The 24522-nt window shown below is 62.9% G+C and carries 19 protein-coding genes and 3 tRNA genes; 3 read left to right on the forward strand and 19 right to left on the reverse strand.

Annotated features, from left to right (window positions below):
• Positions 1-172: 172 nt before the first annotated feature.
• The 12 genes from rpoC to tuf all read right to left on the reverse strand — a co-directional run bounded on the left by rpoC (position 173) and on the right by tuf (position 16500).
• On the reverse strand, positions 173-4369 hold the full coding sequence (gene rpoC / locus P9272_RS20955; RefSeq protein WP_128261367.1) for a DNA-directed RNA polymerase subunit beta': 4197 nt from the start codon (positions 4367-4369) through the stop codon (positions 173-175).
• Positions 4370-4499: 130 nt separating this feature from the next.
• Positions 4500-8636, reverse strand: coding sequence for a DNA-directed RNA polymerase subunit beta (gene rpoB / locus P9272_RS20960; protein ID WP_128261368.1), 4137 nt, complete (start codon positions 8634-8636; stop codon positions 4500-4502).
• 263 nt (positions 8637-8899) lie between these two features.
• Positions 8900-9280, reverse strand: a complete 381-nt coding sequence (gene rplL / locus P9272_RS20965; RefSeq protein ID WP_040983055.1) for a 50S ribosomal protein L7/L12 — start codon at positions 9278-9280, stop codon at positions 8900-8902.
• A gap of 54 nt (positions 9281-9334) precedes the next feature.
• Positions 9335-9853 (reverse strand): 50S ribosomal protein L10, encoded by a 519-nt coding sequence (gene rplJ, locus P9272_RS20970; RefSeq protein WP_128261369.1) that lies wholly within the window; start codon positions 9851-9853, stop codon positions 9335-9337.
• A 370-nt stretch (positions 9854-10223) separates the two neighbouring features.
• Positions 10224-10922, reverse strand: a complete 699-nt coding sequence (gene rplA, locus P9272_RS20975) for a 50S ribosomal protein L1 (RefSeq protein ID WP_128261370.1) — start codon at positions 10920-10922, stop codon at positions 10224-10226.
• A gap of 4 nt (positions 10923-10926) precedes the next feature.
• Positions 10927-11355 carry a 50S ribosomal protein L11 gene (gene rplK / locus P9272_RS20980; RefSeq protein WP_042642146.1) on the reverse strand — a complete coding sequence of 143 codons (429 nt, stop codon included), beginning with the start codon at positions 11353-11355 and terminating at the stop codon, positions 10927-10929.
• Between the two features lie 185 nt (positions 11356-11540).
• The gene (gene nusG, locus P9272_RS20985) at positions 11541-12068 is read right to left on the reverse strand and encodes a transcription termination/antitermination protein NusG (RefSeq protein WP_095818149.1); all 528 of its coding nucleotides are present in this window, start codon (positions 12066-12068) and stop codon (positions 11541-11543) included.
• 27 nt (positions 12069-12095) lie between these two features.
• The gene (secE, locus tag P9272_RS20990; protein ID WP_027170383.1) at positions 12096-12299 is read right to left on the reverse strand and encodes a preprotein translocase subunit SecE; all 204 of its coding nucleotides are present in this window, start codon (positions 12297-12299) and stop codon (positions 12096-12098) included.
• A 352-nt stretch (positions 12300-12651) separates the two neighbouring features.
• Positions 12652-12727 (reverse strand) — tRNA-Trp (locus P9272_RS20995).
• 145 nt (positions 12728-12872) lie between these two features.
• Positions 12873-13358 carry a group II truncated hemoglobin gene (locus tag P9272_RS21000; protein ID WP_278162005.1) on the reverse strand — a complete coding sequence of 162 codons (486 nt, stop codon included), beginning with the start codon at positions 13356-13358 and terminating at the stop codon, positions 12873-12875.
• A gap of 145 nt (positions 13359-13503) precedes the next feature.
• Complete coding sequence (locus tag P9272_RS21005) at positions 13504-15099, reverse strand: hypothetical protein (protein WP_278162087.1); 1596 nt, start codon at positions 15097-15099, stop codon at positions 13504-13506.
• A 225-nt stretch (positions 15100-15324) separates the two neighbouring features.
• On the reverse strand, positions 15325-16500 hold the full coding sequence (gene tuf / locus P9272_RS21010; RefSeq protein ID WP_040983039.1) for an elongation factor Tu: 1176 nt from the start codon (positions 16498-16500) through the stop codon (positions 15325-15327).
• 225 nt (positions 16501-16725) lie between these two features.
• Here tuf and P9272_RS21015 point away from each other — a divergent pair, with 225 nt between their 5' ends.
• Entirely contained in the window at positions 16726-17613 is an 888-nt protein-coding gene (locus tag P9272_RS21015; RefSeq protein ID WP_347404059.1) for a DMT family transporter, read from the forward strand.
• A gap of 24 nt (positions 17614-17637) precedes the next feature.
• On the opposite strand, the gene P9272_RS21020 is transcribed toward P9272_RS21015, so the two are convergent.
• Positions 17638-18471: a sulfotransferase family 2 domain-containing protein gene (locus tag P9272_RS21020; protein WP_278162008.1), complete on the reverse strand. Its 834-nt coding sequence runs from the start codon at positions 18469-18471 to the stop codon at positions 17638-17640.
• 83 nt (positions 18472-18554) lie between these two features.
• Positions 18555-18812, reverse strand: a complete 258-nt coding sequence (locus tag P9272_RS21025; RefSeq protein WP_128260876.1) for a GlsB/YeaQ/YmgE family stress response membrane protein — start codon at positions 18810-18812, stop codon at positions 18555-18557.
• A gap of 129 nt (positions 18813-18941) precedes the next feature.
• Here P9272_RS21025 and P9272_RS21030 point away from each other — a divergent pair, with 129 nt between their 5' ends.
• Positions 18942-19397, forward strand: coding sequence for a YidB family protein (locus P9272_RS21030; RefSeq protein WP_128260875.1), 456 nt, complete (start codon positions 18942-18944; stop codon positions 19395-19397).
• A 73-nt stretch (positions 19398-19470) separates the two neighbouring features.
• Here the strand turns inward: P9272_RS21030 and P9272_RS21035 are convergent.
• Together P9272_RS21035 and P9272_RS21040 are read right to left on the reverse strand one after the other, a co-directional pair.
• Positions 19471-19544: transfer RNA gene (locus tag P9272_RS21035), tRNA-Gly, on the reverse strand.
• Between the two features lie 88 nt (positions 19545-19632).
• Positions 19633-19717, reverse strand: a tRNA-Tyr gene (locus tag P9272_RS21040).
• A gap of 198 nt (positions 19718-19915) precedes the next feature.
• Between P9272_RS21040 and P9272_RS21045 the strand changes: the two genes are divergently transcribed.
• Complete coding sequence (locus P9272_RS21045; RefSeq protein ID WP_278162014.1) at positions 19916-20779, forward strand: RNA methyltransferase; 864 nt, start codon at positions 19916-19918, stop codon at positions 20777-20779.
• Positions 20780-20827: 48 nt separating this feature from the next.
• Here the strand turns inward: P9272_RS21045 and P9272_RS21050 are convergent, their stop codons facing one another.
• The 3 genes from P9272_RS21050 to gcl all read right to left on the reverse strand — a co-directional run bounded on the left by P9272_RS21050 (position 20828) and on the right by gcl (position 24418).
• Positions 20828-21712 (reverse strand): 2-hydroxy-3-oxopropionate reductase, encoded by an 885-nt coding sequence (locus tag P9272_RS21050; RefSeq protein ID WP_128260873.1) that lies wholly within the window; start codon positions 21710-21712, stop codon positions 20828-20830.
• A gap of 106 nt (positions 21713-21818) precedes the next feature.
• The gene (gene hyi / locus P9272_RS21055) at positions 21819-22616 is read right to left on the reverse strand and encodes a hydroxypyruvate isomerase (RefSeq protein WP_278162017.1); all 798 of its coding nucleotides are present in this window, start codon (positions 22614-22616) and stop codon (positions 21819-21821) included.
• Between the two features lie 20 nt (positions 22617-22636).
• Positions 22637-24418, reverse strand: coding sequence for a glyoxylate carboligase (gcl, locus tag P9272_RS21060; RefSeq protein ID WP_278162018.1), 1782 nt, complete (start codon positions 24416-24418; stop codon positions 22637-22639).
• Positions 24419-24522: the final 104 nt, after the last annotated feature.

Genomic DNA, 24522 nt, shown 5'->3' on the forward strand with positions numbered 1-24522 from the left:
CTCGTTGCATGAAGCCAGATCAGGATGACGGCTAAGAGCCATCATCCCGATCCGGTTTCTTTGTTGAAGCATGATCTTCCCGAAAACCGGTACCCACTTTTCGGGATCATGCTCTGAATGCAAGAAGGGGCCCGCGTGGGCCCCTTCTCTTCTTCTCTCACATCATGCCGCTTTACTGCGCGGCGTTGACCATGTCAGTCAGCATCGGCTCGGCGACCTCGACACCGGAGGCCTTGCGGCGCTCGTCGATGATGAGCTCGTCGCGCGAGGTGGCGATGCGCCTGATCTGGCTCATCGTGCCGCCGGTGCCGGCCGGGATCAGACGGCCAACGATGACGTTTTCCTTCAGGCCCTGCAGCATGTCGGTCTTGCCGGCAACCGCAGCCTCGGTGAGCACCCTGGTCGTCTCCTGGAAGGAGGCGGCCGAGATGAAGGACGGCGTCTGCAGCGAGGCCTTGGTGATGCCGAGCAGCACCGGCTGACCTTCGGCCGGCTTCTTGCCGTCCTCGATCAGGCGCTCGTTGACCTCTTCCAGCTCGATCACGTCGACGTGGTCGCCCGGGATGTAGGTGGAGTCGCCCTGCGTGGTGATCTCGACCTTCTGCAGCATCTGGCGAACAATCACCTCGATGTGCTTGTCGTTGATCGACACGCCCTGCAGACGGTAGACCTCCTGGATTTCGTTCACGAGATAGGAGGCAAGCGCCTCCACGCCCTTGATCGCCAGGATGTCGTGCGGCGCCGGATTGCCGTCGAGGATGTAGTCGCCCTTCTCGATGACGTCGCCGTCCTGGAGATGGAACGGCTTGCCCTTCGGGATCAGGTACTCCACCGGCTCGAGCGTCGAGTCATGCGGTTCGATGATGATGCGGCGCTTGTTCTTGTAGTCGCGGCCGAAGCGGATCGTGCCATCGATCTCGGCGATGATGGCGTGATCCTTCGGACGACGAGCCTCGAATAGTTCGGCCACGCGCGGCAGACCACCGGTGATGTCCTTGGTCTTGGCGCTTTCCATCGGGATACGCGCCAGCACGTCGCCAGGCTTCACATGCGCGCCTGGCTCGACCGAGAGGATGGCCTCGACCGAGAGCAGGAAGCGCGCATCGCCGCCCTTCGACAGCTTGCCGACCTTACCCTTGGCGTCCTGGATGACGATCGCCGGCTTCAGGTCGCTGCCGCGCGGCGTCGAACGCCAGTCGATGACCTCACGCTTGGTGATGCCGGTCGACTCGTCGGCCGTTTCCTGGACGGAGATGCCGTCGACCAGGTCCTCGAACGCCACCCGGCCCTCGATTTCGGTGAGGATCGGACGGGTATAGGGATCCCACTCGGCGATACGCTGGCCGCGCTTCACCTTGTCGCCGTCGTCCACGAAGATGCGCGAACCATAGGCGACGCGATGCGTGGCGCGCTCCTTGCCGGCCTCATCGAGGATGAGCACCGCCATGTTGCGGCCCATGACCATCTGCTGGCCTTCCGAGTTGCGCACCACGTTGCGGTTCCGGATCTGCACCTTGCCCTCATAGGAGGCTTCAAGGAACGAAGAGTCCACCACCTGCGCCGTGCCACCCATGTGGAAGGTACGCATGGTGAGCTGGGTGCCCGGCTCGCCGATCGACTGCGCCGCGATGACGCCCACAGCCTCGCCCTGGTTGACGGGGGTACCGCGGGCCAGGTCGCGACCGTAGCAGACGGCGCACACGCCGGTCCTGACCTCGCAAGTCAGCGCCGAACGGATGCGGACCGACTGCACGCCGGCCTTTTCGATCTGCTCCACATCGCGCTCGTCCATCAGCTTGCCGGCCTTGACCAGCAGATCGCCGGTGACCGGATGGTTGATGTCGTCCAGCGCGGTGCGGCCCAGCACGCGCTGGCCAACCGAAGCGACGATCTGACCGGCATCGACGATCGGCTGCATGGTGAGGCCCTTGTCGGTGCCACAATCAACCGAGTTGACGATGCAGTCTTGCGCCACGTCGACGAGGCGGCGGGTGAGGTAACCCGAGTTCGCCGTCTTCAAGGCGGTGTCGGCCAGACCCTTGCGGGCGCCGTGGGTCGAGTTGAAGTACTCGAGCACGGTGAGGCCTTCCTTGAAGTTCGAGATGATCGGCGTCTCGATGATTTCACCCGACGGCTTGGCCATCAGGCCACGCATGCCGGCGAGCTGACGCATCTGAGTGGGCGAACCGCGCGCACCCGAATGCGACATCATGTAGATCGAGTTCATCGGCTTCTGACGGCCGTTGTCCTCGAACTCCACCGCCTTGATGCGGGCCATCATCTCGTCGGCGACCTTTTCGGAGCACTTGGCCCAGGCGTCGACGACCTTGTTGTACTTCTCGCCCTGCGTGATCAGGCCGTCATTGTACTGCTGCTCGTACTCCTTGGCCAAAGCCTCGGTTTCGGAGACCAGCTTCAGCTTGGTATCCGGGATCAGCATGTCGTCCTTGCCGAACGAAATGCCGGCACGGCAGGCATGGGCGAAGCCGAGCGCCATGATGCGGTCGCAGAAGATGACCGTCTCTTTCTGACCGCAGTGGCGGTAGACGGTGTCGATCATCTTGGAGATGTTCTTCTTGGTCATCTCCTGGTTGGCGGTCTCATACGGCACGTTGACGTTCTTCGGCAGAAGCTCGCCGATGATCATGCGGCCAGGCGTGGTGTCGTAGATCTTCGACACGACGTTGCCTTCGGCGTCGACCGTGCGGAAGCGGCCCTTGATCTTGGCGTGCAGCGTCACGGCCTTGGTCTCCAGCGCATGCTGGAGTTCGCCCATGTCGGCAAACACCATGCCCTCGCCCGGCTCGTTCTGGTTGACGATCGAGAGATAGTAGAGACCGAGAACCATGTCCTGCGACGGCACGATGATCGGCGCGCCGGAGGCCGGGTGCAGGATGTTGTTGGTCGACATCATCAGCACGCGGGCTTCGAGCTGCGCTTCCAGCGACAGCGGCACGTGGACCGCCATCTGGTCACCGTCGAAGTCGGCGTTGAAGGCCGTGCAGACCAGCGGATGGAGCTGAATTGCCTTGCCTTCGATCAGGGTCGGCTCGAACGCCTGGATGCCGAGGCGGTGCAGCGTCGGCGCACGATTGAGCAGCACCGGATGCTCGCGGATGACCTCGTCGAGGATATCCCAGACCTCCGGACGCTCCTTCTCGACCAGCTTCTTTGCCTGCTTGACGGTCGAGGAGAACCCCTTGGCGTCGAGGCGGGCGTAGATGAACGGCTTGAACAGCTCTAGCGCCATCTTCTTCGGCAGGCCGCACTGATGCAGTTTCAGCTCCGGGCCGGTCACGATGACCGAACGGCCGGAATAGTCGACGCGCTTGCCGAGCAGGTTCTGACGGAACCGGCCCTGCTTGCCCTTGAGCATGTCGGACAGCGACTTCAGCGGACGCTTGTTGGCGCCGGTGATGACGCGGCCGCGACGGCCGTTGTCGAAGAGCGCATCGACGGCTTCCTGCAGCATGCGCTTCTCGTTGCGCACGATGATGCCGGGCGCGCGCAGCTCGATCAGTCGCTTCAAGCGGTTGTTGCGGTTGATGACGCGGCGATAGAGGTCGTTGAGGTCGGACGTCGCGAAGCGGCCGCCGTCCAGGGGAACCAGCGGACGCAGATCCGGCGGGATCACCGGAACCACCTTCATGATCATCCATTCCGGACGGTTGCCGGATTCCATGAAGTTCTCGACGACCTTGAGCCGCTTCAGATACTTCTTCTGCTTCAGCTCGGAGGTGGTCGAAGCCAGCTCCGAACGCAGATCGCCGGCGATCTTCTCCAGGTCCATGCCGGCCAGGAGGTCATGGATGGCCTCGGCGCCGATCATGGCGGTGAAGGAATCCTCGCCATACTCGTCGACGGCGAGCATGTACTCCTCCTCGCTGAGGAGCTGGTTCTCCTTCAGCGCGGTGAGGCCCGGCTCGGTGACGATGTAGTTCTCGAAGTAGAGCACACGCTCGATGTCCTTGAGGGTCATGTCGAGCAGCGTGCCGATGCGCGAGGGCAGCGACTTCAGGAACCAGATATGGGCGACGGGGGCGGCGAGCTCGATATGGCCCATGCGCTCGCGGCGAACGCGCGACAGCGTGACCTCGACGCCGCACTTTTCGCAGATGACGCCCTTGTACTTCATGCGCTTGTACTTGCCGCACAGGCACTCATAGTCCTTGATCGGACCAAAAATGCGCGCGCAGAACAGGCCGTCACGCTCCGGCTTGAAGGTGCGGTAGTTGATGGTCTCCGGCTTCTTGATCTCGCCGAACGACCAGGACAGAATCTTCTCTGGGCTGGCAAGCGAGATCCGGATGGAATCGAACACCTGCGCAGGCGCCTGCGGGTTGAAGAGATTCATGACCTCTTGGTTCATGCCGTTCTCCTTTTCGGGGTCCTCGATAACCCCTTCAATCGATCGCGGACGAAATGTCCGCAGACTGGCCGGTTGCCCGACCGAAAATTTGAAGGGCGCGCCGCTCACAGGATGCGGCGCGCCATAGGCTTTACTCGGCCGCGTCGGGCAGACGCGTCTGGGTCTCTTCGACCTGGGTGTTCTCCAGCTCCACATTGAGGCCGAGCGAGCGCATTTCCTTGACGAGAACGTTGAAGCTCTCCGGAATGCCGGCCTCGAACGTGTCGTCGCCGCGCACGATCGCCTCGTAGACCTTGGTGCGGCCGGCGACGTCATCCGACTTCACCGTCAGCATTTCCTGCAGCGTGTAGGCGGCGCCGTAGGCTTCGAGCGCCCAGACCTCCATTTCGCCGAAGCGCTGGCCGCCGAACTGGGCCTTGCCGCCCAGCGGCTGCTGGGTGACGAGCGAGTACGGACCGATCGAACGCGCGTGGATCTTGTCATCCACCAGGTGATGCAGCTTGAGCATATAGATATAGCCCATCGTCACCTTGCGATCGAACGGCTCGCCGGTGCGGCCGTCATAGAGCTGCGACTGACCGCTGGTGTGCAGGCCTGCCTGCTCCAGCATGGTGTTAATGTCGACCTCGTGCGCGCCGTCGAACACCGGTGTCGCGATGGAGACGCCGCGGCGCATCTGCTCGCTCAGGCGAACGATGCTCTCGTCGTCATACTCGCGGATCGGCTCGTTGCGGTCGTTGGCCGGCATGAAGCTTTCCAGCGTCTTGCGCAGCGGCTTGATGTCACCGCCACCCTTATACGCGTCGATCAGCTCGCCGATCTTCCTGCCCATGCCGGCGCAAGCCCAGCCCAGATGCGTTTCCAGGATCTGGCCGACATTCATGCGGCTCGGCACACCCAGCGGGTTGAGCACGATATCGGCATGCGTGCCGTCCTCGAGGAAAGGCATGTCCTCGACCGGAACGATGCGCGACACGACACCCTTGTTGCCGTGGCGGCCGGCCATCTTGTCGCCCGGCTGCATCTTGCGCTTCACTGCCACGAAGACCTTGACCATCTTCATGACGCCCGGAGGCATTTCGTCGCCGCGCTGCACCTTCTCGACCTTGTCCATGAAGCGCTGCTCGAGCGCCTTCTTGGACTCGTCGTACTGGCCGCGGAGGGCCTCGAGCTCGCCCTGGAGCTTCTCGTTCTCCACGGCGAACTGCCACCACTGCGAACGCGGATACTCGTCGAGCGTGTCCTTCGACAGCTTCGAGCCCTTCTTGAAGCCCTTCGGTCCGGCGATCGCTTCCTTGCCGACCAGCATGTCGGAAAGACGCGCGTAGACGTTGCGGTCGAGAATCGCCTGTTCGTCGTCGCGGTCCTTGGCCAGACGCTCGATCTCCTCGCGCTCGATCGCCATCGCGCGCTCGTCCTTCTCCACGCCGTGGCGGTTGAAGACGCGCACTTCGACGACCGTGCCGAAGGTGCCCGGAGGCATGCGCATGGAGGTGTCGCGGACGTCCGAGGCCTTTTCGCCGAAGATAGCGCGCAGAAGCTTCTCTTCCGGCGTCATCGGGCTTTCACCCTTCGGCGTGATCTTGCCGACCAGGATGTCACCCGGCTGCACTTCGGCGCCGATATAGACGATGCCGGCTTCATCGAGGTTCTTCAGCGCCTCTTCCGAAACGTTCGGAATGTCGCGCGTGATTTCCTCCGGCCCGAGCTTGGTGTCGCGCGCCATGACCTCGAACTCCTCGATGTGGATCGAGGTGAAGACGTCGTCGGCCACGATGCGCTCGGAGAGCAGGATCGAGTCCTCGTAATTGTAGCCGTTCCAAGGCATGAACGCGACCAGGACGTTGCGGCCGAGCGCCAGATCGCCCAGCTCGGTCGACGGACCGTCGGCGATGATGTCGCCCTTGTTGACGCGGTCGCCCATGCGCACCAGCGGACGCTGGTTGATGCAGGTGTTCTGGTTCGAACGCTGGAACTTCATCAGCCGGTAGATGTCGACGCCCGACTTGCCGGGATCGAGATCCTCCGTGGCGCGGATGACGATACGGGTAGCGTCCACCTGGTCGACCACGCCGCCGCGGCGGGCGCCGATGGCCGCGCCCGAGTCACGGGCGACGACCGGCTCCATGCCGGTGCCGACGAACGGCGCCTCGGCGCGCACCAGAGGCACGGCCTGACGCTGCATGTTCGAGCCCATCAGCGCGCGGTTGGCGTCGTCGTTCTCGAGGAACGGGATGAGCGCTGCCGCGACAGACACCATCTGTTTCGGCGAGACGTCCATCAGGTCGACGTTCTCGCGTGGCGCCATCATCACTTCGCCGGCGTTACGGCAAATGACGAACTCGTCGACGAAGCTGCCGTTCTTGTCGAGCTCGGCGTTAGCCTGCGCGACATAGTGCTTGGCCTCTTCCATCGCCGACAGGTAGACAACCTCGTTGGTCAGCTTGCCGTTCACGATCTTGCGGTACGGGCTTTCGATGAAGCCGTACTTGTTGACCCGCGCGAAGGTGGCCAGCGAGTTGATCAGACCGATATTCGGGCCCTCCGGCGTCTCGATCGGGCAGATGCGGCCGTAATGCGTCGGGTGCACGTCGCGCACCTCGAAGCCGGCGCGCTCGCGGGTCAGACCGCCCGGTCCAAGCGCCGAGAGGCGACGCTTGTGGGTGATCTCCGACAGCGGGTTGGTCTGGTCCATGAACTGCGACAGCTGCGAGGAGCCGAAGAACTCGCGCACGGCGGCGGCCGCCGGCTTGGCGTTGATCAGGTCCTGCGGCATGACCGTGTCGATCTCGATCGAGGACATGCGTTCCTTGATCGCGCGCTCCATGCGCAGCAGGCCGACGCGATACTGGTTCTCCATGAGCTCGCCGACTGAACGCACGCGGCGGTTGCCGAGATTGTCGATGTCGTCGATCTCGCCCTTGCCGTCGCGCAGCTCGACGAGCGTCTTGACCACGGCCAGGATGTCTTCCTTGCGCAGCACGCGCACGGTGTCCTCGGCCTTGAGCTCGAGGCGCATGTTCATCTTGACGCGGCCGACGGCCGACAGGTCATAGCGCTCGCTGTCGAAGAACAGCGAGTTGAACATGGCTTCGGCGGTCTCGAGCGTCGGCGGCTCGCCCGGGCGCATGACGCGGTAGATGTCGAACAGCGCGTCCTGGCGGCTCTCGTTCTTGTCGACGGCCAGCGTGTTGCGGATGTAGGCGCCGACATTGACGTGGTCGATGTCCAGGATCTGGATCTCTTCCTCGCCGGTGCCGAGCAGCACCTTCAGCGTCTTGTCGTCGATCTCGTCGCCGGCCTCGAGGAAGATCTCGCCGGTGGCGTAGTTGACGATGTCCTCGGCAAGGTAGTTGCCGAGCAGGTCCTCGTCGGTCGCCTTGATGGCCTTGAGGCCCTTCTCGCCGAGCTGGCGGGCCTGGCGGGCGGTGATCTTCTTGCCGGCCTCGACAACAACCTCGCCCGTGTCGGCGTCGACAAGGTCGCCAACGGCCTTGAGGCCGCGGAACCGCTCGACGTTAAACGGAATGCGCCAATGGTCGCCGGAGCGCTTGTAGGTGATCTTGTTGTAGAAGGTCGACAGGATCTCCTCGCCGTCCATGCCGAGCGCCATCAAGAGCGACGTCACCGGAATCTTGCGGCGGCGATCGATGCGGGCATGCACGACATCCTTGGAATCGAACTCGATGTCGAGCCACGAACCGCGATAGGGGATGACGCGCGCGGCAAACAGCAGCTTGCCCGACGAGTGCGACTTGCCCTTGTCATGGTCGAAGAAGACGCCCGGCGAACGGTGCATCTGCGAGACGATGACGCGCTCGGTGCCGTTGACGATGAAGGTGCCGTTCGACGTCATGAGCGGCATGTCGCCCATGTAGACGTCCTGCTCCTTGATGTCCTTGATCGACTTCGCGCCGGTATCCTCGTCGATATCGAACACGATGAGGCGCAGCGTCACCTTGAGCGGCGCAGCATAGGTCAGGTCGCGCTGACGGCACTCGTCAACGTCGAATTTCGGTGCCTCGAACTCATACTTCACGAACTCCAGCATAGAGGAGCCCGAAAAGTCGGAGATCGGGAAAACCGACTTGAAAACGGCCTGCAGCCCTTCGTCCGGACGGCCGCCCTTGGGCTCGTCCACCATCAGGAACTGGTCATAGGATGCCTTCTGAACCTCGATCAGGTTCGGCATCTCCGCAACTTCCGGGATCTTTCCGAAGAACTTGCGTACGCGTCTGCGGCCATTGAAAGTCTGGGTCTGGGCCATCGTCGCTCCTTAGCTCTAAACTCGGGACGAACCTCGCCGCGGCTCGCCTTGCACCAACGGGCGGCCTCGGCGGCTGCCCCTAACTGTTTTCCGGCCTTCACTACCAGCAGCTTGGCGGCAGTCGGCTAAAACGGGAGAAAACCCGTTTCCGGAAGGCCGCTTTTCGGCCCTCGGGAAAGAGGTTTTCAAACGCCTCGCGCAACAAAGCCCCTCCCTCATCCAAGGGAGGGGGCGGACGGCGCGAGACCGTCCGCCCTCACCTATTACTTCAGCTCGACCTTGGCGCCAGCTGCTTCCAGCTGAGCCTTGAACTTGTCGGCGTCGGCCTTGGAAACGCCTTCCTTGACCGGCTTGGGAGCCGCTTCGACCAGGTCCTTGGCTTCCTTGAGGCCAAGGCCGGTGATGGCGCGGACTTCCTTGATGACGTTGATCTTCTGGGCGCCGGCGTCGGCAAGAACGACGTCGAATTCCGTCTTCTCTTCGGCCGGAGCAGCGGCAGCGGCAGCACCACCAGCAGCGGCGGCAACAGCCACCGGAGCGGCGGCCGAAACGCCCCACTTCTCTTCCAGGAGCTTCGACAGCTCAGCCGCCTCGAGGACGGTCAGCTTCGAAAGGTCGTCTACGATCTTCGCGAGATCAGCCATTTTGATATTCCTTTACTTGGTTCGAACGTGTGTTGTTGACAGCGAGGAACGGCCTCATGCCGCCTCGTCCTTCCGGGCGTAAGCGCCGATGACGCGCGCGACCGAAGCCGCGGGTGCATTGACGATCTGGGCGATCCGGGTTGCCGGCGTGGCGATCATGCCAACCAGCTTGGCGCGCAGCTCGTCGAGCGACGGCATCGTGGCGAGCGCCTTGACACCATCGGCGTTGAGCGAGGTCGTGCCCATCGCGCCGCCGAGAATGACCAGCTTGTCATTCCCCTTGGCGAATTCGGACGCGACCTTCGGCGCCGCAATCGGATCCTCCGAATAAGCGACCAGCGTCTGTCCCTTGAACAGATCGATGATCGATGCGGAGTCCGTGCCCTGAAGAGCGATCTTGGCGAGACGGTTCTTCGCGACTTTGACGGTGCCGCCGGCAGCGCGCATCTTCGACCGAAGGTCGTTCATTTGCGCCACGGTGATACCGGCGTAGTGGGCCACGACGACTGAACCCGCGTTCGAGAACGCATCATTCAGGCCCGTGACGAGTTCGCGCTTTTCCGCTCTGTCCACTGCCTATCTCCAGTTGACCACTGCCTCATTTTCGAGGTCAGAAGTCGGGTTGCCTTTTGCCGGCCGGGCCATCCAAAAAACGGATCTCCCGAACGACGCTCGAGGATCCTGCCCCCTTTCGCCACACCGACGGCAAAGCCGGCGATGCGCTGACAAAAGGCAAACACGGTTCGAACCTTTCATTGGAGCCTTGGCTCCTTTGTCGGGTCTTCACCCGTCTCATGCAGGCCTACATGAATTAAGGCTGTTGGGCCGCCTGCAATCTCGGACAGGATATCCGGAAACCTTTCGGCTCCCGGGGTACCGGGCCGCCGACAGATCGGCGATCCGGAATTCTTCAAGGGTCGACTCAGAGCCGACCCGACGACACTTACGACGCGGCGAGCGTCGCGACGTCGAGCTTGAGGCCGGGGCCCATCGTCGAGGTGACCGACACCTTCTTGACGTAGTTGCCCTTGGCGCCCGCAGGCTTGGCCTTGTTCACAGCATCGGCGAAAGCACGCACATTCTCTTCCAGCGCCTTGACGTCGAACGAGACCTTGCCGACGCCGGCCTGGACGATGCCGGCCTTCTCGACGCGGAACTCGACGGCGCCGCCCTTCGAAGCCTTGACGGCGGCGGCGACGTCGGTGGTCACGGTGCCAACCTTCGGGTTCGGCATCATGCCGCGCGGGCCGAGCACCTTACCCAGACGGCCGACCAGCGGCATCATGTCCGGCGTGGCGATGCAGCGATCGAAATCGATCGTGCCCTTCTGGACGATGTCGACCAGGTCCTCGGCGCCAACGATATCGGCGCCGGCGGCCTTGGCTTCCTCGGCCTTGTCGCCACGGGCGAACACCGCGACGCGCACGGAGCGGCCGGTTCCGTTCGGCAGGTTGACCACGCCGCGGACCATCTGGTCGGCATGACGCGGGTCGACGCCGAGATTCATCGAGATCTCGACGGTCTCGTCGAACTTCACCTTGGACCGGTCCTTCAGCAGCTGCAGCGCCTCGGAGAGCGCGTAAGCCTTGTTCGGATCGATGCCTTCGCGGCTCTTGGCAACACGCTTTGCAATCTTTGCCATGATCTTAGCCCACCACTTCCAGGCCCATCGAGCGGGCGGAGCCCTCGACCATGCGCATGGCCGCTTCGACGTCGTTTGCGTTCAGGTCCTTCATCTTCTGCTCGGCGATCGCGCGCACCTTGTCGCGGCTGATCGTACCGACCTTGGTCTTGCCCGGCTCCTTGGAGCCCGACTTCAGGTTGGCGGCCTTCTTCAGGAAGTAGCTCACCGGCGGCGTCTTCATGACGAAGGTGAACGACTTGTCCTGGTAGTAGGTGATGACGACCGGGATCGGCGACCCCTTCTCAAGCTCCTGCGTCTGCGCGTTGAACGCCTTGCAGAATTCCATGATGTTGATGCCGCGCTGACCAAGCGCCGGGCCAATCGGGGGCGACGGCGTGGCCGAGCCCGCGGCAACCTGGAGCTTGAGCTGGCCTGCAACTTTCTTAGCCATCTCTATTCCTGCCTTTTCTCATGCCGGCCCATTAGCGGGACACCGGCGGTTGCAGTCTGGTGGTGCGGTTCCGACGGCCGGCTATGCCGCCCTCGCCTCCCACCCGTTCATGCGGCGCTTTAAGCAACCGCCCCTACGCCCTGCGGGCGCGGGTGTGCCGACGCCTTGCGGCGCGGCCAATCGGATCAGCCCTTTTCGACCTGTCCGAATTCCAGATCGACGGGCACGGCGCGCCCGAAGATCGAAACTTCCACCTTGAGGCGGGCCCGCTCCTCGTCCACTTCCTGAACGACGCCGTTGAACGACGCGAACGGTCCATCCGAGACGCGGATCGCTTCGCCGATCTCGAAGGTGACCGAAGGCTTCGGCCGCTCGACACCTTCCTGAACCTGATTCAGGATGCGCTGCGCTTCGGTCTCGGTGATCGGCACGGGCTTGGAGTCGCCCAGGAACCCGGTGACCTTCGGAGTGTTCTTGACCAGCGAGAACACCGCGTCCGTCAGATTTGCCTTCAGGAGCACATAGCCCGGGAAGAACTTGCGCTCGGCATCGACCTTGCGGCCACGGCGGATCTCGACGACCTTCTCGGTCGGCACCACGATCTGCTCGATCTCGCCGGCCAGGCCCTTCTGCTTGGCCTTGTTCTCGATGTCCTCGGCGACCTTCTTCTCGAAGTTCGAATAGGCGTGGACGATATACCACCGCGCAGTCATTTCACGACCTCTCCGTAAACCGCCGAATTAATGCCCGAGACCCAGGATCCACTCGATCGCATAGCCCATCAGAATGTCGGCCGCGAAGAAGAAGAGCATTGCGATCACCGCAAACACCAGGACCATCACGGTCGAGATCATGGTTTCGCGCCGCGAAGGCCATGTCACCTTTGCCGTCTCCGCACGAACCTGCTGGAGAAAGGTGAAGGGATTAGTGGTTTTCGAAGCCATGTGCCGCCTGTTTTCAAGGCCCGTTGGCCGGGCCTCCTGGATGATCCCGCTGGCCGGGACGCGCCGCCTGGGTTCAATGTGGCGCCGAATCAGCGCTCCATTTCACCCACGCAAATCAGACGCGTAAAGCCGGCTTCCCAGCTCCACGCGTCGCGTGTCTGTTCTGTCTACATAAAACCGATTCTTAATCCACGCAAGTGGCAAGGGTCCGCTTTATGTCCTAACGCCGCCTCGGAACCATCCAGTCGTCCCGTCCCGGCTATGCGGGGCTTATGCCCCAATTTCCGCCATATGGCAAGCCACCCGCCGCTTTTCAACCGCGGAGGCGTTGATCGGCCACTTTTGGGGGAGATGGCACGGGCAGCAGGGCTCGAACCTACGACCTGCGGTTTTGGAGACCGCCGCTCTACCAACTGAGCTATGCCCGTGCATGCGCTTGTTCGGCGCAGGCGCTTCCTAAAAGCTTCCGGGCCCTCTGTAAAGAGCACTGACCTGCCGTTTTCAAAGCTTTGCGGATTTCTCGGTTGCATCTTCGCCAGCGACGGACTGCGTTCCCGGGAAAGCGCGCCTGGCCTACGACTTTCCGCCCGGCGGCTTATAAGGTCCGCCCGGCACGCCCCAGCCCCAGGCCGGCATCGGCTCCGTCTCAGGATCGCAAGTCTCGGCGAGATTCGAGTTCATTTTCGCCAGCCGCGATCCCCATTCGACATACCCCATGAAGGCGGACCGGAACTCGGGGTCGTCCGGCAGGCCGACTTCGTCCGCCGCGTCGGCAAGAAGACTGATCCAGCGCCGCCGCTGCTCCTCGGTCAGGTGCTTGCCGAGATGGCGCATCACCATCTCGCGGTGACCGCCAAGGTCCTCGCTGTAGGTCTTCGGGCCGCCGAAAACCTCGCCGATGAAGGCGGCGACATGAGCCGGATGGTCCGGCGACATGGTCTTGAACACTGGGCCGACGATCGGATCCAAAGCCACTTTGTCGTAGAAAGCGCGTGTCAGCCTGTTGAGCGCCTCGCTGCCTCCGGCCCATTCGTACAAAGTCGGAATTTCCGCGCTCATCGTCGATCCTCCATTCCGCAAATCGCGCGAGGAGGATAGCGGCACCGCCCTGCCCGCCTCAACCTGCCTCGATGGCCAGTGCGGGTTATCTCCTTGTCTACGCAATTCCGGATGGAAAACCGTAAACACGTTTCCTGGAATTGCTCTAAAGTTTCGCCGGCGCCTCGGCCTCGGCATTGGCGGCCGGCAGCACTCGGCAATTGTCCGGTTTCGGCGATGAGCTGCAGATGGTCGCCCCGGTCAGCGCATCCACTGATTGCGGTCCGGTCGTGAGCCCGAATTCGCGCAGTTCGCCCTGGCTAAGTTCCCTGTGCTTGGCATATTGGGCCGACTGCATCGCGGCAAAAAAGCCTGAGCCGATCGCCATATCGTCGAGATATGCCCTGACCTTCTCTTCCATCCCCATGGAATGCACCAAAAAATGCGCATGCGCGCCGACAAGGCGCCTGATGCCGCCGGCGATCATCACCCCGCAGGCGGCGTCGCATTGGGCGCCCGCATCGATGGTGAGGCCGCTGTAGAGCCCATCGGTCGCTTCGCAACCTGCCTTGCCCGGTTCGCAATCAAGAAAGTCCGTCCGGGCGACCGCGACATCCAACCCGCGCTCACGGATCAGGCGGCCTGCGGCAAGGGCCGCCTGCACATCGCCACCCGGCGAGTTGACGACCACCGGCAATCTGCGGCCGCCGATCGTATCGAGCAGCTGGCGAAGCTTGCCGGCCGTGCCTGCGGCGATCGTGCCTTCGGCCGAGATCCATTCCGGACAATCGGGATTGCAGAGCGGATTGCTGCCGCGCACGACAACGAGGCGCATCTCCTGTTCCTGGACCTGCGGCCAGGGCGCCGGGGCCGGAGCAGCGGGCGGAGGCGCGGTTTCGACGTTCGCGACCTCGGCTGGGTTGGCGTTCGACGGCACCTCGCGGCAATTCGCCGGTACGGGATTGCGCCGGCACATGGTCTTCTCGGTCAGCAGATCGATCGAATCCAGGCTGGTGACGAGCTTCATCTCCAGCATGTCGTCGGGCTCGATCTGCCTGATATCGCTGGCGGGCGTCGCCTTCATCACATCCAGCACGCCCTGTTCGACGCCCATCTCCTTCAGATAGGCCGACAGCCGCTTCTCGACCGCCTTGCTCATCTCATAGGTCTTATAGCTGCCGGCATTCTTGCGGCTGACGATCCTGGTGCTGATGATCTTCTTCTTGCCGTTCACGACCCGATAGGTGGTGCGGTAGAGCAGCTTCTCGCGCCGGAAGGTGGTGGTGATCTGGTGGACACCGAGATAGGCCCATTCACCGACGACGCGGCGGACGCCGCCGGCAAACATCAGCGGACAGGCCGAATTGCACATCGCGCCGCTGTCGTAAGCGACTCCGGAATAGGGCTGCTGCTTTGCGTCATTGTCCCGGCAGTTTTTCGTCCCCGGCAGGCAGCCGGAAAACTCCGTGATGCCGACCGCGATATCGAGCTTGTTCTTGCGGATCATGCGGCCAAGCTGCAGCGCGGCATCGACATTGCCGCCGGGAGAATTGACGACGATCGGCAGTTGCCGCCCGCCGAGCGTGCTCAGCAAACGCCTGAACAGCGCCGGCGTGCCAGCCTCGATCGTGCCTTCGGCGGAAATCCATTCAGGGCAGTTCGGCTCGCAGCCCGGCGCGCTGCTCCTCACGACGACGAAACGCATCGTCGGGCCATAGTCCGGCGGATCCTCCTTCGCGGCGGCACCGAAGGCGGCCAGCATCAGGGCAGCGGCCAACACTAGCCGCACCAATCCGCGCCAACGCCGTATGATCTTTGAACGGAATACGGAAACCACGCCTGGCAAGCCCCTCGGGTACAACTATACTAGTTGCAGCGACCATGCTTGCAACAGAATTGAGCTTGCCCGCCCGATACTGCTTCCAAAACGAAAAAGGGCGGCCCGAAGACCGCCCTTTCCTTGTCGAGCCGGCAAGTGCCGGATCAATTATTCCTTGATGGTGACGACGATGCCTGCACCGACGGTGCGGCCGCCTTCACGGATGGCGAAGCGCAGCTTCTCTTCCATCGCGATCGGCACGATCAGCTCGACGTCGACGGTGATGTTGTCGCCGGGCATCACCATCTCGGTGCCGGCCGGCAGCGTCACGATGCCCGTAACGTCCGTCGTGCGGAAGTAGAACTGCGGACGGTAGTTGGTGAAGAACGGCGTGTGACGGCCACCCTCGTCCTTGGTCAGGATGTAGGCTTCGGCCACGAACTTCTTGTGCGGCTTCACCGAGCCGGGCTTGGCCAGAACCTGACCGCGCTCCACGCCTTCGCGGTCGATGCCGCGCAGCAGCGCGCCGATGTTGTCGCCGGCCTGGCCCTGGTCGAGCAGCTTGCGGAACATCTCTACGCCCGTGCAGGTCGTCTTGGCGGTCGGACGGATGCCGACGATCTCCAGCTCCTCGCCAACCTTGACCACGCCGCGCTCGACGCGGCCGGTCACGACCGTGCCGCGGCCCGAGATCGAGAACACGTCCTCGATCGGCATCAGGAACGGCTTGTCCAGCGGACGAACCGGCGTCGGGATATAAGCGTCGACCTGAGCCATCAGCTCGCGGATGGCGTCCTCGCCGATGGTCTTGTTGGAATCCTCAAGAGCAGCCAGGGCCGAGCCCTTGACGATCGGAATGTCGTCGCCGGGGAACTCGTTCTTCGACAGAAGCTCGCGAACCTCGAGCTCGACCAGCTCGAGAAGCTCGGCGTCGTCGACCTGGTCAACCTTGTTGAGGAACACCACGATCGAAGGCACGCCGACCTGACGGGCCAAGAGGATGTGCTCGCGGGTTTGCGGCATCGGGCCGTCGGCGGCCGACACGACCAGGATCGCGCCGTCCATCTGCGCCGCACCCGTGATCATGTTCTTCACATAGTCGGCATGGCCGGGGCAGTCGACATGGGCATAGTGACGGTTGGCCGTCTCGTACTCGACGTGCGCCGTCGAGATCGTGATGCCGCGCGCCTTCTCTTCCGGCGCCGCGTCGATCTGGTCATAGCGCTTGTATTCGCCAAAATACTTCGTGATCGCCGCCGTCAGCGACGTCTTGCCATGATCGACGTGGCCGATCGTGCCAATGTTCACATGCGGCTTGGTGCGCTCGAATTTACCTTTTGCCATAGTCTCTTTCCTTGGACGGCCTTGACCTTCAGTTCAGTCGAATGCGGGGCGATTAGCGACAACGGCCGAAAAACACAAGTGCCTTGTGGCTGAGCGGATTCCCGCTCGACCCTAACCAACGGTCGATTTCATGGGGATGTGGGCGGATATAGGGCTGCCGCGCGCAAAATCAAAGGCGCGGGCTGGCCCATTGCCGTCGCGGCGCCGCTCTGATCTTGTCGGCGGATGCAGTTCATTCCATCCAATATCCGCGGTCCACTTTTCATGGTCGTTTCGACGGGGTCCTACCTCGTCAACGACACGATGATGAAGCTCGCGACCGCCGGGCTGCCGCCCTACGAAGTTCTCCTGCTGCGGGGCGCTGCCGCGACGTTGTGGGGCGTGCCGCTGCTCCTGATGCTGGGCTATGCGAGGCAGATTCCGCTGCTCTTCGAGCGCAAGGTGCTGCGCCGCAACCTGTTCGAGCTGCTGGCGATCCTCTGCTATGTCGTCGCACTGGCCAACATGCAGATTGCGGATTCCACCGCCCTCGGGCAGGTCACGCCGCTCATCGTGCTGGTCGGCTCCTCGATCCTGTTCGGCGAAAAGATTGGGGCCACGCGCATCGCGCTGATCGGCTTCGGCTTTGTCGGGGCGCTCATGGTGGCGCAGCCGACCATGCGGGGCATTTCGGTCTATGCGCTGCTGGCGCTCGGCAATGCGGCCTTCGCGGCGGTGCGCGATATAGCCGGCCGCAAAGTGGGCGCCGAGGTGCCTGGCATGATCGTCGCTATCTCCGCGGTCCTGGTGGTGCTGGTCGGCTCAGGCGCGGCGCATCTCGTCTCCGAGCAATGGGTAATGCCCGAAGGACGCCACCTGCTGTTGATCGCGGGTGCCGGCCTGTTCCTGATCTTCGGCCATTTCTTCATCTTCATGGCCTACCGGGTCGGACCGACAAGCGCGGTCGCGCCCTTCTATTATTGCTTCACCGTCTGGGCGGTGATTTCCGGCCTGCTGGTGTTCGGGCAGTTTCCCAATGCGCTCGCTGTCTGCGGCATCCTGCTGGTCATGGCCAGCGGCCTGGTGATCGTCTCACTCGACGAAAGACGCCGGCGAACGACAGTTATCGCCTGAGCTGCTCGCCGAGCGCCAACCGGCCTAGTGACCTACGCGCATCGCCAGCGGGCGTTTGGCGAGGAAATTCCTGAAGTTCCGGAGCGTGCGCGGATAGAGAAGGCGGCCGTCGCGGAACGCTGTCGGATCACCGTTGACATGCAAGGAGGATGTTTCGCCGGGGTCGCCGTCAGGTATGCCGCCCCATCTTGCCGGGTCGTAGTAGTCGACGAGGAACGCGTAGTCGTATCGGCAAAAGCGCATCGCTTTTGCGAGGGCCGCGGGCGACAGGTCGGACGGACTGACCTTTCTCCTTGCCGCCTGCAGCCTCGGTATGGCGATTTCCCTGCCGCTCACCGATGAGAGGAATGCCTCCACCTTGTTCATCTCTTCAAACCTGAAGACGCGCTCGAACAGGAAAAGGCTGGAGCCGACGAAATGACGCGGTGATGCGACATGGAATCGTATCTCCCACGAGGACGCGCTGTATTTTTCGACGTTGAGGATGAAAGTGTCGAGGTCAGGATCGGTCGGCAGCCCGACAGCCTCGAGCATTTCGGCCTTGGTCGACGAGCGCATCAGAACATTAGTGTCCAATACCCTGCTGGAATAGGCAGAGAGAAGCCGCTCCAGCGGATCGCGAACAATGGTGAACTTGTGGCGTAGGCCGTCATAGACCGGAGCAAACGGATCAACCCAACTGGTGAACAGGTGGCTCTGCACTTCATTGTCGGGGTCAGCCAGGGGCGCTTGCTTGCCGCGCAGCGACATCAGCGCGTATTTGATACTACTGGAGCCGCTTTTGGGGATGGGATAGTAGGTGACCGGGAGCTTCTCAGCCTGAATTGCCATCTCCGATCCTTTGCCGGCCAATGCCAATGTGTCGCCGTACGATCGCACGAACGCGATCGTCTCCGATTTCGACGTTATGGCCGCAGCCGATGGCTGCGGCTTGTCGGCCTTTACAGCGACCGGCTGCCGGTGATCTGGTGATAAGCCCACAGCACGACGATCGAGCCGATGACGGCCACGATCAGGCTCCAGATGTTGAGGCCGGTGACGCCCGCCGAGCCGAAAGCGCTGAAGATCAGCCCGCCGACGATGGCGCCGACAATGCCGAGCACGATATCCATGATCATGCCCTGGCCGGTCTTGTTGACGATCTTGCTGCCGATGAAGCCAGCGATAAGGCCCAGGATGATCCAGCTGATGATGCCCATGATTCCCTCCAAATTCCCCGCCCCGCCCATCATGGTCATATGATTGTCAAAAGCTCAAGACAGCTTGAAATCCCGCCGGTTTGCGCCATTCTGGGATCGGGCGGACCTGGCTGGACAAGGAGATCCACGATGGGCCTTTTCGACAATGCCGTCCCCGGCGGGAATATCACCAAACCGCTGATGATCGCGCTCGGCGCGCTTTTGGTCGGCAAGATGCTCAGCGGCAAAAGCGAGGAAGCGGCCGCGCCACAAGCGCCGGTGCAGACGCCTGCGGGAACCGACGCGTCGGCCGATGGCGGCCTGCTCGGCGGTCTCGGCGGCCTGCTCGGCAAGCTCAGGGATGCCGGCCACGGAAACGTCGCCGACTCCTGGGTCGGCACCGGCCAGAACCAACCGATTCACCCGAGCGATCTCGGTTCGGCGCTCGGTCCGGCGGTAATCCGCGAGATCGCGCAGCGCACCGGTATGAACGAGCAGGAGCTGCTGCAGCAACTCTCCACGGCGCTGCCCGGCATCGTCGACAAGCTTACGCCGAACGGCCAGGTCCCGCAGAACCATCAAGTCGCCTCGGCCTTCAATAGCTAGGGGCCGAACAGATCGGAACGCGCCGCGCGCCATGCTGCGCGGCGGTCCCTTTTCAGACAGCAGAGAAGCAATCTGGAGCGGGTAGCGGGAATCGAACCCGCATATTCAGCTTGGAAGGCTGCTGCTCTACCACTGAGCTATACCCGCGCCTTGCACTGAGGTACCGGATTCACCCGAAAAGCGCCATGCACTTTTCGGTCCGAGACTTTTCGTTTCAGGGCTTCCGGGCCGGCAGTGGTGGAGAGGGTTGGATTCGAACCAACGTAGGCTAAGCCAACGGATTTACAGTCCGTCCCCTTTAACCACTCGGGCACCTCTCCAGTCTGCCGCCGGAGCCCTGCAACGAGGCATTCGCACCGATCCGGAGCCCGAGTAAGTTCTTCTCCGAAATCAGCGAAGCGCCTTATGGCGGTAAGGCCGGTGGGTGTCAACCGGCGCGGTCAGGGTTTTTCGAAGATGTTCCGCATTCATTGCCGCAGGCCATATCCTTAGCCGGACGAGGCCGCTATAGAGGCCGCATGAGCGACGAGAAAAGCAACAAGCCCGGCACACGCAAGGACACCCATTATGCCAAGCTGAGGCGCGCGCATCGGGACCAGAAGGCAGGCGGGCCGCCGGCATTCCGGCCGCGCCAGCCGATGCCGCCGGGGGATGCGCCCGCCGACGGAGTGGTGCGGCTTTACGGCCTGCACACAGTGCGCGCCGCGCTCGACAATCCGCGCCGCAAGATCAGGAAGATGCTGGTGACCCGCAACGCCGCCGAGCGGCTTTCGATCGGCGATCTGGCCGCCCTGCCCTTCAAGGTCGAGCTGGTCGAGCCGAAGGACATCGACAGGATCACCGGATCGGACGCCGTGCATCAGGGCGTGCTGATCGAGGCCGAGCCGCTCAAGCCGAAGCGTCTCGACGCGCTCGGCGAGACCAGGCTGGTGCTGGTGCTCGACCAGGTGACGGACCCGCACAATGTCGGCGCGATCCTGCGCTCAGCGGTCGCGTTCGGGGCCGGCGCGCTGATCACCACCGCCCGCCACAGCCCGCAGGAATCCGGCGTGCTGGCGAAATCCGCCTCCGGCGCGCTGGAGCATATCGACCAGATCGAGGTGAAGAACCTCGCCGATGCGCTGGGGCAGTTGCACGAGGCTGGCTTCCAGACAATCGGGCTCGATTCGGAAGGACCGGCAGAGCTGGAAAAGAGCTTCAACGGCGACAAAATTGCGCTGGTGCTGGGCGCGGAAGGCAAGGGCCTGCGCCAGAAGACCCGCGAGACGGTGACCGCGCTTGCCCGCCTCGACATGCCGGGCGCCATCCATTCGCTGAATGTGTCGAATGCGGCGGCGGTCAGTCTCTACGCGGCCAGGAAATTCTTAGCGAATAGCGAATAGCGAAACACCGCGAGGTGCCAGCCTGCGATCCCTATTCGCTACTCGCTTCTAGGCCACTTCGTGCGCCGCCATGCGCTCCAGCGCCCTCACCAGTGCCGAGTGATCCTCCTTCGCGCCGCCATTGGCAGCGCAGGAATTGAACAGCTGCTGCGTGGTCGAGGTGTTGGGCAGCGCGACGCCAAGCGCCTTGGCGCCTTCCAGCGCCAGGTTAAGATCCTTCTGGTGCAATTCGATGCGGAAGCCCGGCGCGAAGGTGCGCTTGATCATGCGCTCGCCATGCACTTCGAGGATGCGCGAGGCCGCAAGCCCGCCCATCAGCGCCTGCCTGACTTTTGCAGGATCGGCGCCGGCCTTCGAGGCAAAGACAAGAGCTTCGCCGACCGCCTCGATGGTAAGCGCGACCACGATCTGGTTGGCCACCTTGGTGGTCTGGCCGACGCCGTTCGGGCCGACCAGCGTGATGTTCTTGCCCATCTTCTCGAACACGGGCCTGGCGCGCTCGAAGGCCTTTTCCTCGCCGCCAACCATGATGGTGAGCGACGCCGCCCTGGCGCCGACTTCGCCGCCCGACACCGGCGCGTCGAGATAGTCGCAGCCGAAATCGTTGATTTTTCGAGCGAAGTCCTTGGTGGCAATCGGCGAGATCGAGCTCATGTCGATGACGAGCTTGCCCTTGGTCAGACCTGAGGCGACGCCGTTTTCTCCGAACAGAACGTCCGCGACCTGGGGAGTGTCGGGCACCATGGTGATGATGATGTCGGCGGTCTTCGCCACCGCATTGTGGCCGGTGACTGACTTCAGCCCCTTGGCGATAATGTCGGCCGGCGGCTTGGAGCGGTGGTCGCTTGCAATGACCGCGTAGCCGGCGTCGAGAAGGTGCCCCGCCATCGGCGCGCCCATGATGCCGAGGCCGATGAAGCCGATGGTTTCCATTGACGTTCTCCGTAATTCCTATCGAGGTCGCGTTCCTTCGCGCCCTCCCCTCTGGCCTGCCGGCCATCTCCCCACTTGGGGTGAGATCACCTGTTCATCGCCGACTCTAAGCCGCCGCGCTCCCGTGCCCGGCGAATTCGCTGAACCAGCCAAGTCCGGCCTCAGTGCCGGCTTTCGGCTTGTATTCGGCGCCGATCCAGCCGGCATAGCCGAGGCGGTCGATGTGGTCGTAAAGGAAGGGATAGTTGATCTCGCCCGTCCCCGGCTCGTGACGGCCGGGATTGTCCGCAAGCTGGATATGCGCGATGCGGGGAAGGTTCGCTTCGATGGTACGGGCGAGATCCCCCTCCATGATCTGCATGTGGTAGATGTCGTACTGCAAATAGAGGTTTTTGGAGCCGATGCGGTCGATCAGCGCCAGCGCCTGGTCGGAATAGTTCAGGAAGAAGCCGGGGATGTCGCGGGTGTTGATCGGCTCGATCAGCAGCCTGATGCCGGCCTGTTCCAGCTTCTCCGCGGCGAAGGCAAGGTTTTCGGCAAAGACGTTTTCCAGCACCGCGCGATCGGCGCCCTGCGGCACAATGCCGGCCAGGCAGTTGATCTGCTCGCAGCCCAGCGCATGGGCATAGCTGATCGCCTTGGCGACGCCCTGCCGGAACTCCGGCACCCGGTCGGGCAGCACGGCAATGCCGCGCTCGCCCTTCGCCCAATCACCCGCCGGCAGGTTGAAGAGAACCTGGCTGAGGCCGTTCTTTTTCAGGCGCGCCGCGACGACGTCAGGCGCATGATCATAAGGGCCGATATATTCGACACCCTTGAAGCCCGCGCGGCCGGCGGCGTCGAAGCGGTCGAGGAAGTCATGCTCGCCGAAGAGCATCGACAGATTGGCTGAAAAACGCGGCATTCTTGTTCTCCTTCTTTCCGCTAGTCGAGCATCACGATCGCCGTCGGCGCATCCTCATGGCTCTCGGCAAGTTCCTCGAATTCGGTGATCTTGTCGATTTCGGTGCCCATGGAAATGTTGGTGACGCGCTCTAGAATGGATTCGAGGACGACCGGAACCTGGTGCTCCTTCATCAGCCGCTGCGCTTCCTTGAAGGCGCCGGCGAATTCCTCGGGCTTCTTCACGCGGACCGCCTTGCAGCCCATCGCCTCGGCGACCGCGACATGATCGACGCCGTAGCCCGCCTCCGGATCGCCTGCGCGGTTGACGTTCTCGAAGGCGAGGCTGACCTCGTAATCCATCGAAAAGCCGCGCTGCGCCTGGCGGATAAGGCCGAGATAGGCGTTGTTCACCACGACATGGATGTAGGGCAGCTTGTGTTGCGCACCGACCGCCAGCTCCTCGATCATGAACTGGAAGTCATAGTCGCCGGAGAGCGCGACGATATCGCGGTCCGGGTCGGCGGCGCGCACGCCAAGCGCTGCCGGCAGCGTCCAGCCGAGCGGGCCGGCCTGGCCGCAATTGATCCAGTTGCGCGGCTTGTAGACATGCAGGAACTGCGCGCCGGCGATCTGCGATAGGCCGATCGTGGTGACATAGGTGGTGTCGCGGCAAAACGCCTTGTTCATCTCCTCATAGACGCGCTGCGGCTTCAGCGGCACCTGCTCGAAATGCGTCTTGCGCTTCATGGTCTTCTTGCGCTGCTGGCATTCCTTGGCCCAGCCCGACCAGTCGCGCAGCCTGCCTGCCGTGCGCCACTCGGTGGCGACATCGAGCAGGATCTTCAGCGCCGCGCCCGCATCCGAAACGAGGCCGAGATCCGGCGCGAAGACGCGGCCGATCTGGGTAGGCTCGATGTCGACATGGATGAACTTTTTCCCCCTGGTGTAGACGTCGACCGAGCCGGTGTGGCGGTTGGCCCAGCGGTTGCCGATGCCGAAGACGAAGTCGGCGGCCAGCATCGTCGCATTGCCGTAGCGATGCGAGGTCTGCAGGCCGCACATGCCGGCCATCAGTCGATGGTCGTCTGGGATCGAACCCCAGCCCATCAGCGTCGGGATGACCGGGACGCCGGTGACTTCGGCGAACTCGATCAAGAGGTCGGACGCATCGGCATTGATGATGCCGCCGCCGGCGACGATCAGCGGCTTTTCCGCTTCGTTGAGCATCGAAAGCGCCTTCTCGGCCTGGCCGCGCGTCATCGCCGGCTTGAAGGGAGCAAGCGGTTCATAGGCGTCGATGTCGAACTCGATCTCGGCAAGCTGGACGTCCAGCGGCAGGTCCACCAGCACCGGTCCCGGCCGCGAGGAGCGCATCAAATGAAACGCCTTCTGCAGCGCCATCGGCACCAGATAAGGCTCCATGACGGTGACCGCCCATTTGGCGACAGGCGAGGCGATCGATGCGATATCGACGGCCTGGAAATCCTCCTTGTTGAGGCGGGCGCGCGGCGCCTGGCCGGTGATGCAGAGGATCGGGATGGAGTCCGCCGAGGCCGAATAGAGGCCGGTGATCATGTCCGTGCCGGCCGGACCGGAGGTGCCGATGCAAAGGCCGATATTGCCGGCCTTGGCGCGAGTATAGCCCTCGGCCATATGCGAGGCGCCCTCGACATGGCGGGCAAGCACGTGGCGGATGGTGCCGCGTGCCTTCAGCGCCGAATAGAGCGGATTGATCGCCGCGCCCGGCACGCCGAAGGCATTGGAGATGCCTTCCTTTTCGAGAACGAGAACCGCCGCGTCGATAGCGCGCATCCTGGCCATGACAAGCCTCCATTTCGTTGGTTGGCTTGATAGTGACAGCGGGTCCTTGATTTTTCAACTTTTTCAGAATATTTTTTCATTTCGAGAAAGTGGCTGTTATCATT

This window comes from Mesorhizobium sp. WSM4976 (assembly GCF_029625685.1).
In the GTDB taxonomy this organism is placed as follows: domain Bacteria; phylum Pseudomonadota; class Alphaproteobacteria; order Rhizobiales; family Rhizobiaceae; genus Mesorhizobium.

Excerpts from the sequence above, each read along its gene's own strand:
- P9272_RS21015 (WP_347404059.1), top strand. The coding sequence starts at position 16,726 with ATGCAGTTCATTCCATCCAATATCCGCGGTCCACTTTTCATGGTCGTT.
- P9272_RS21030 (WP_128260875.1), top strand. The coding sequence starts at position 18,942 with ATGGGCCTTTTCGACAATGCCGTCCCCGGCGGGAATATCACCAAACCG.
- rpoC (WP_128261367.1), bottom strand. The coding sequence starts at position 4,369 with ATGAACCAAGAGGTCATGAATCTCTTCAACCCGCAGGCGCCTGCGCAG.
- P9272_RS21000 (WP_278162005.1), bottom strand. The coding sequence starts at position 13,358 with ATGAGCGCGGAAATTCCGACTTTGTACGAATGGGCCGGAGGCAGCGAG.
- rplK (WP_042642146.1), bottom strand. The coding sequence starts at position 11,355 with ATGGCTAAGAAAGTTGCAGGCCAGCTCAAGCTCCAGGTTGCCGCGGGC.
- secE (WP_027170383.1), bottom strand. The coding sequence starts at position 12,299 with ATGGCTTCGAAAACCACTAATCCCTTCACCTTTCTCCAGCAGGTTCGT.
- gcl (WP_278162018.1), bottom strand. The coding sequence starts at position 24,418 with ATGGCCAGGATGCGCGCTATCGACGCGGCGGTTCTCGTTCTCGAAAAG.
- P9272_RS21045 (WP_278162014.1), top strand. The coding sequence starts at position 19,916 with ATGAGCGACGAGAAAAGCAACAAGCCCGGCACACGCAAGGACACCCAT.
- P9272_RS21005 (WP_278162087.1), bottom strand. The coding sequence starts at position 15,099 with ATGCTGGCCGCCTTCGGTGCCGCCGCGAAGGAGGATCCGCCGGACTAT.
- P9272_RS21025 (WP_128260876.1), bottom strand. The coding sequence starts at position 18,812 with ATGGGCATCATCAGCTGGATCATCCTGGGCCTTATCGCTGGCTTCATC.
- tuf (WP_040983039.1), bottom strand. The coding sequence starts at position 16,500 with ATGGCAAAAGGTAAATTCGAGCGCACCAAGCCGCATGTGAACATTGGC.
- rplA (WP_128261370.1), bottom strand. The coding sequence starts at position 10,922 with ATGGCAAAGATTGCAAAGCGTGTTGCCAAGAGCCGCGAAGGCATCGAT.
- rpoB (WP_128261368.1), bottom strand. The coding sequence starts at position 8,636 with ATGGCCCAGACCCAGACTTTCAATGGCCGCAGACGCGTACGCAAGTTC.
- P9272_RS21050 (WP_128260873.1), bottom strand. The coding sequence starts at position 21,712 with ATGGAAACCATCGGCTTCATCGGCCTCGGCATCATGGGCGCGCCGATG.
- hyi (WP_278162017.1), bottom strand. The coding sequence starts at position 22,616 with ATGCCGCGTTTTTCAGCCAATCTGTCGATGCTCTTCGGCGAGCATGAC.
- rplL (WP_040983055.1), bottom strand. The coding sequence starts at position 9,280 with ATGGCTGATCTCGCGAAGATCGTAGACGACCTTTCGAAGCTGACCGTC.
- nusG (WP_095818149.1), bottom strand. The coding sequence starts at position 12,068 with ATGACTGCGCGGTGGTATATCGTCCACGCCTATTCGAACTTCGAGAAG.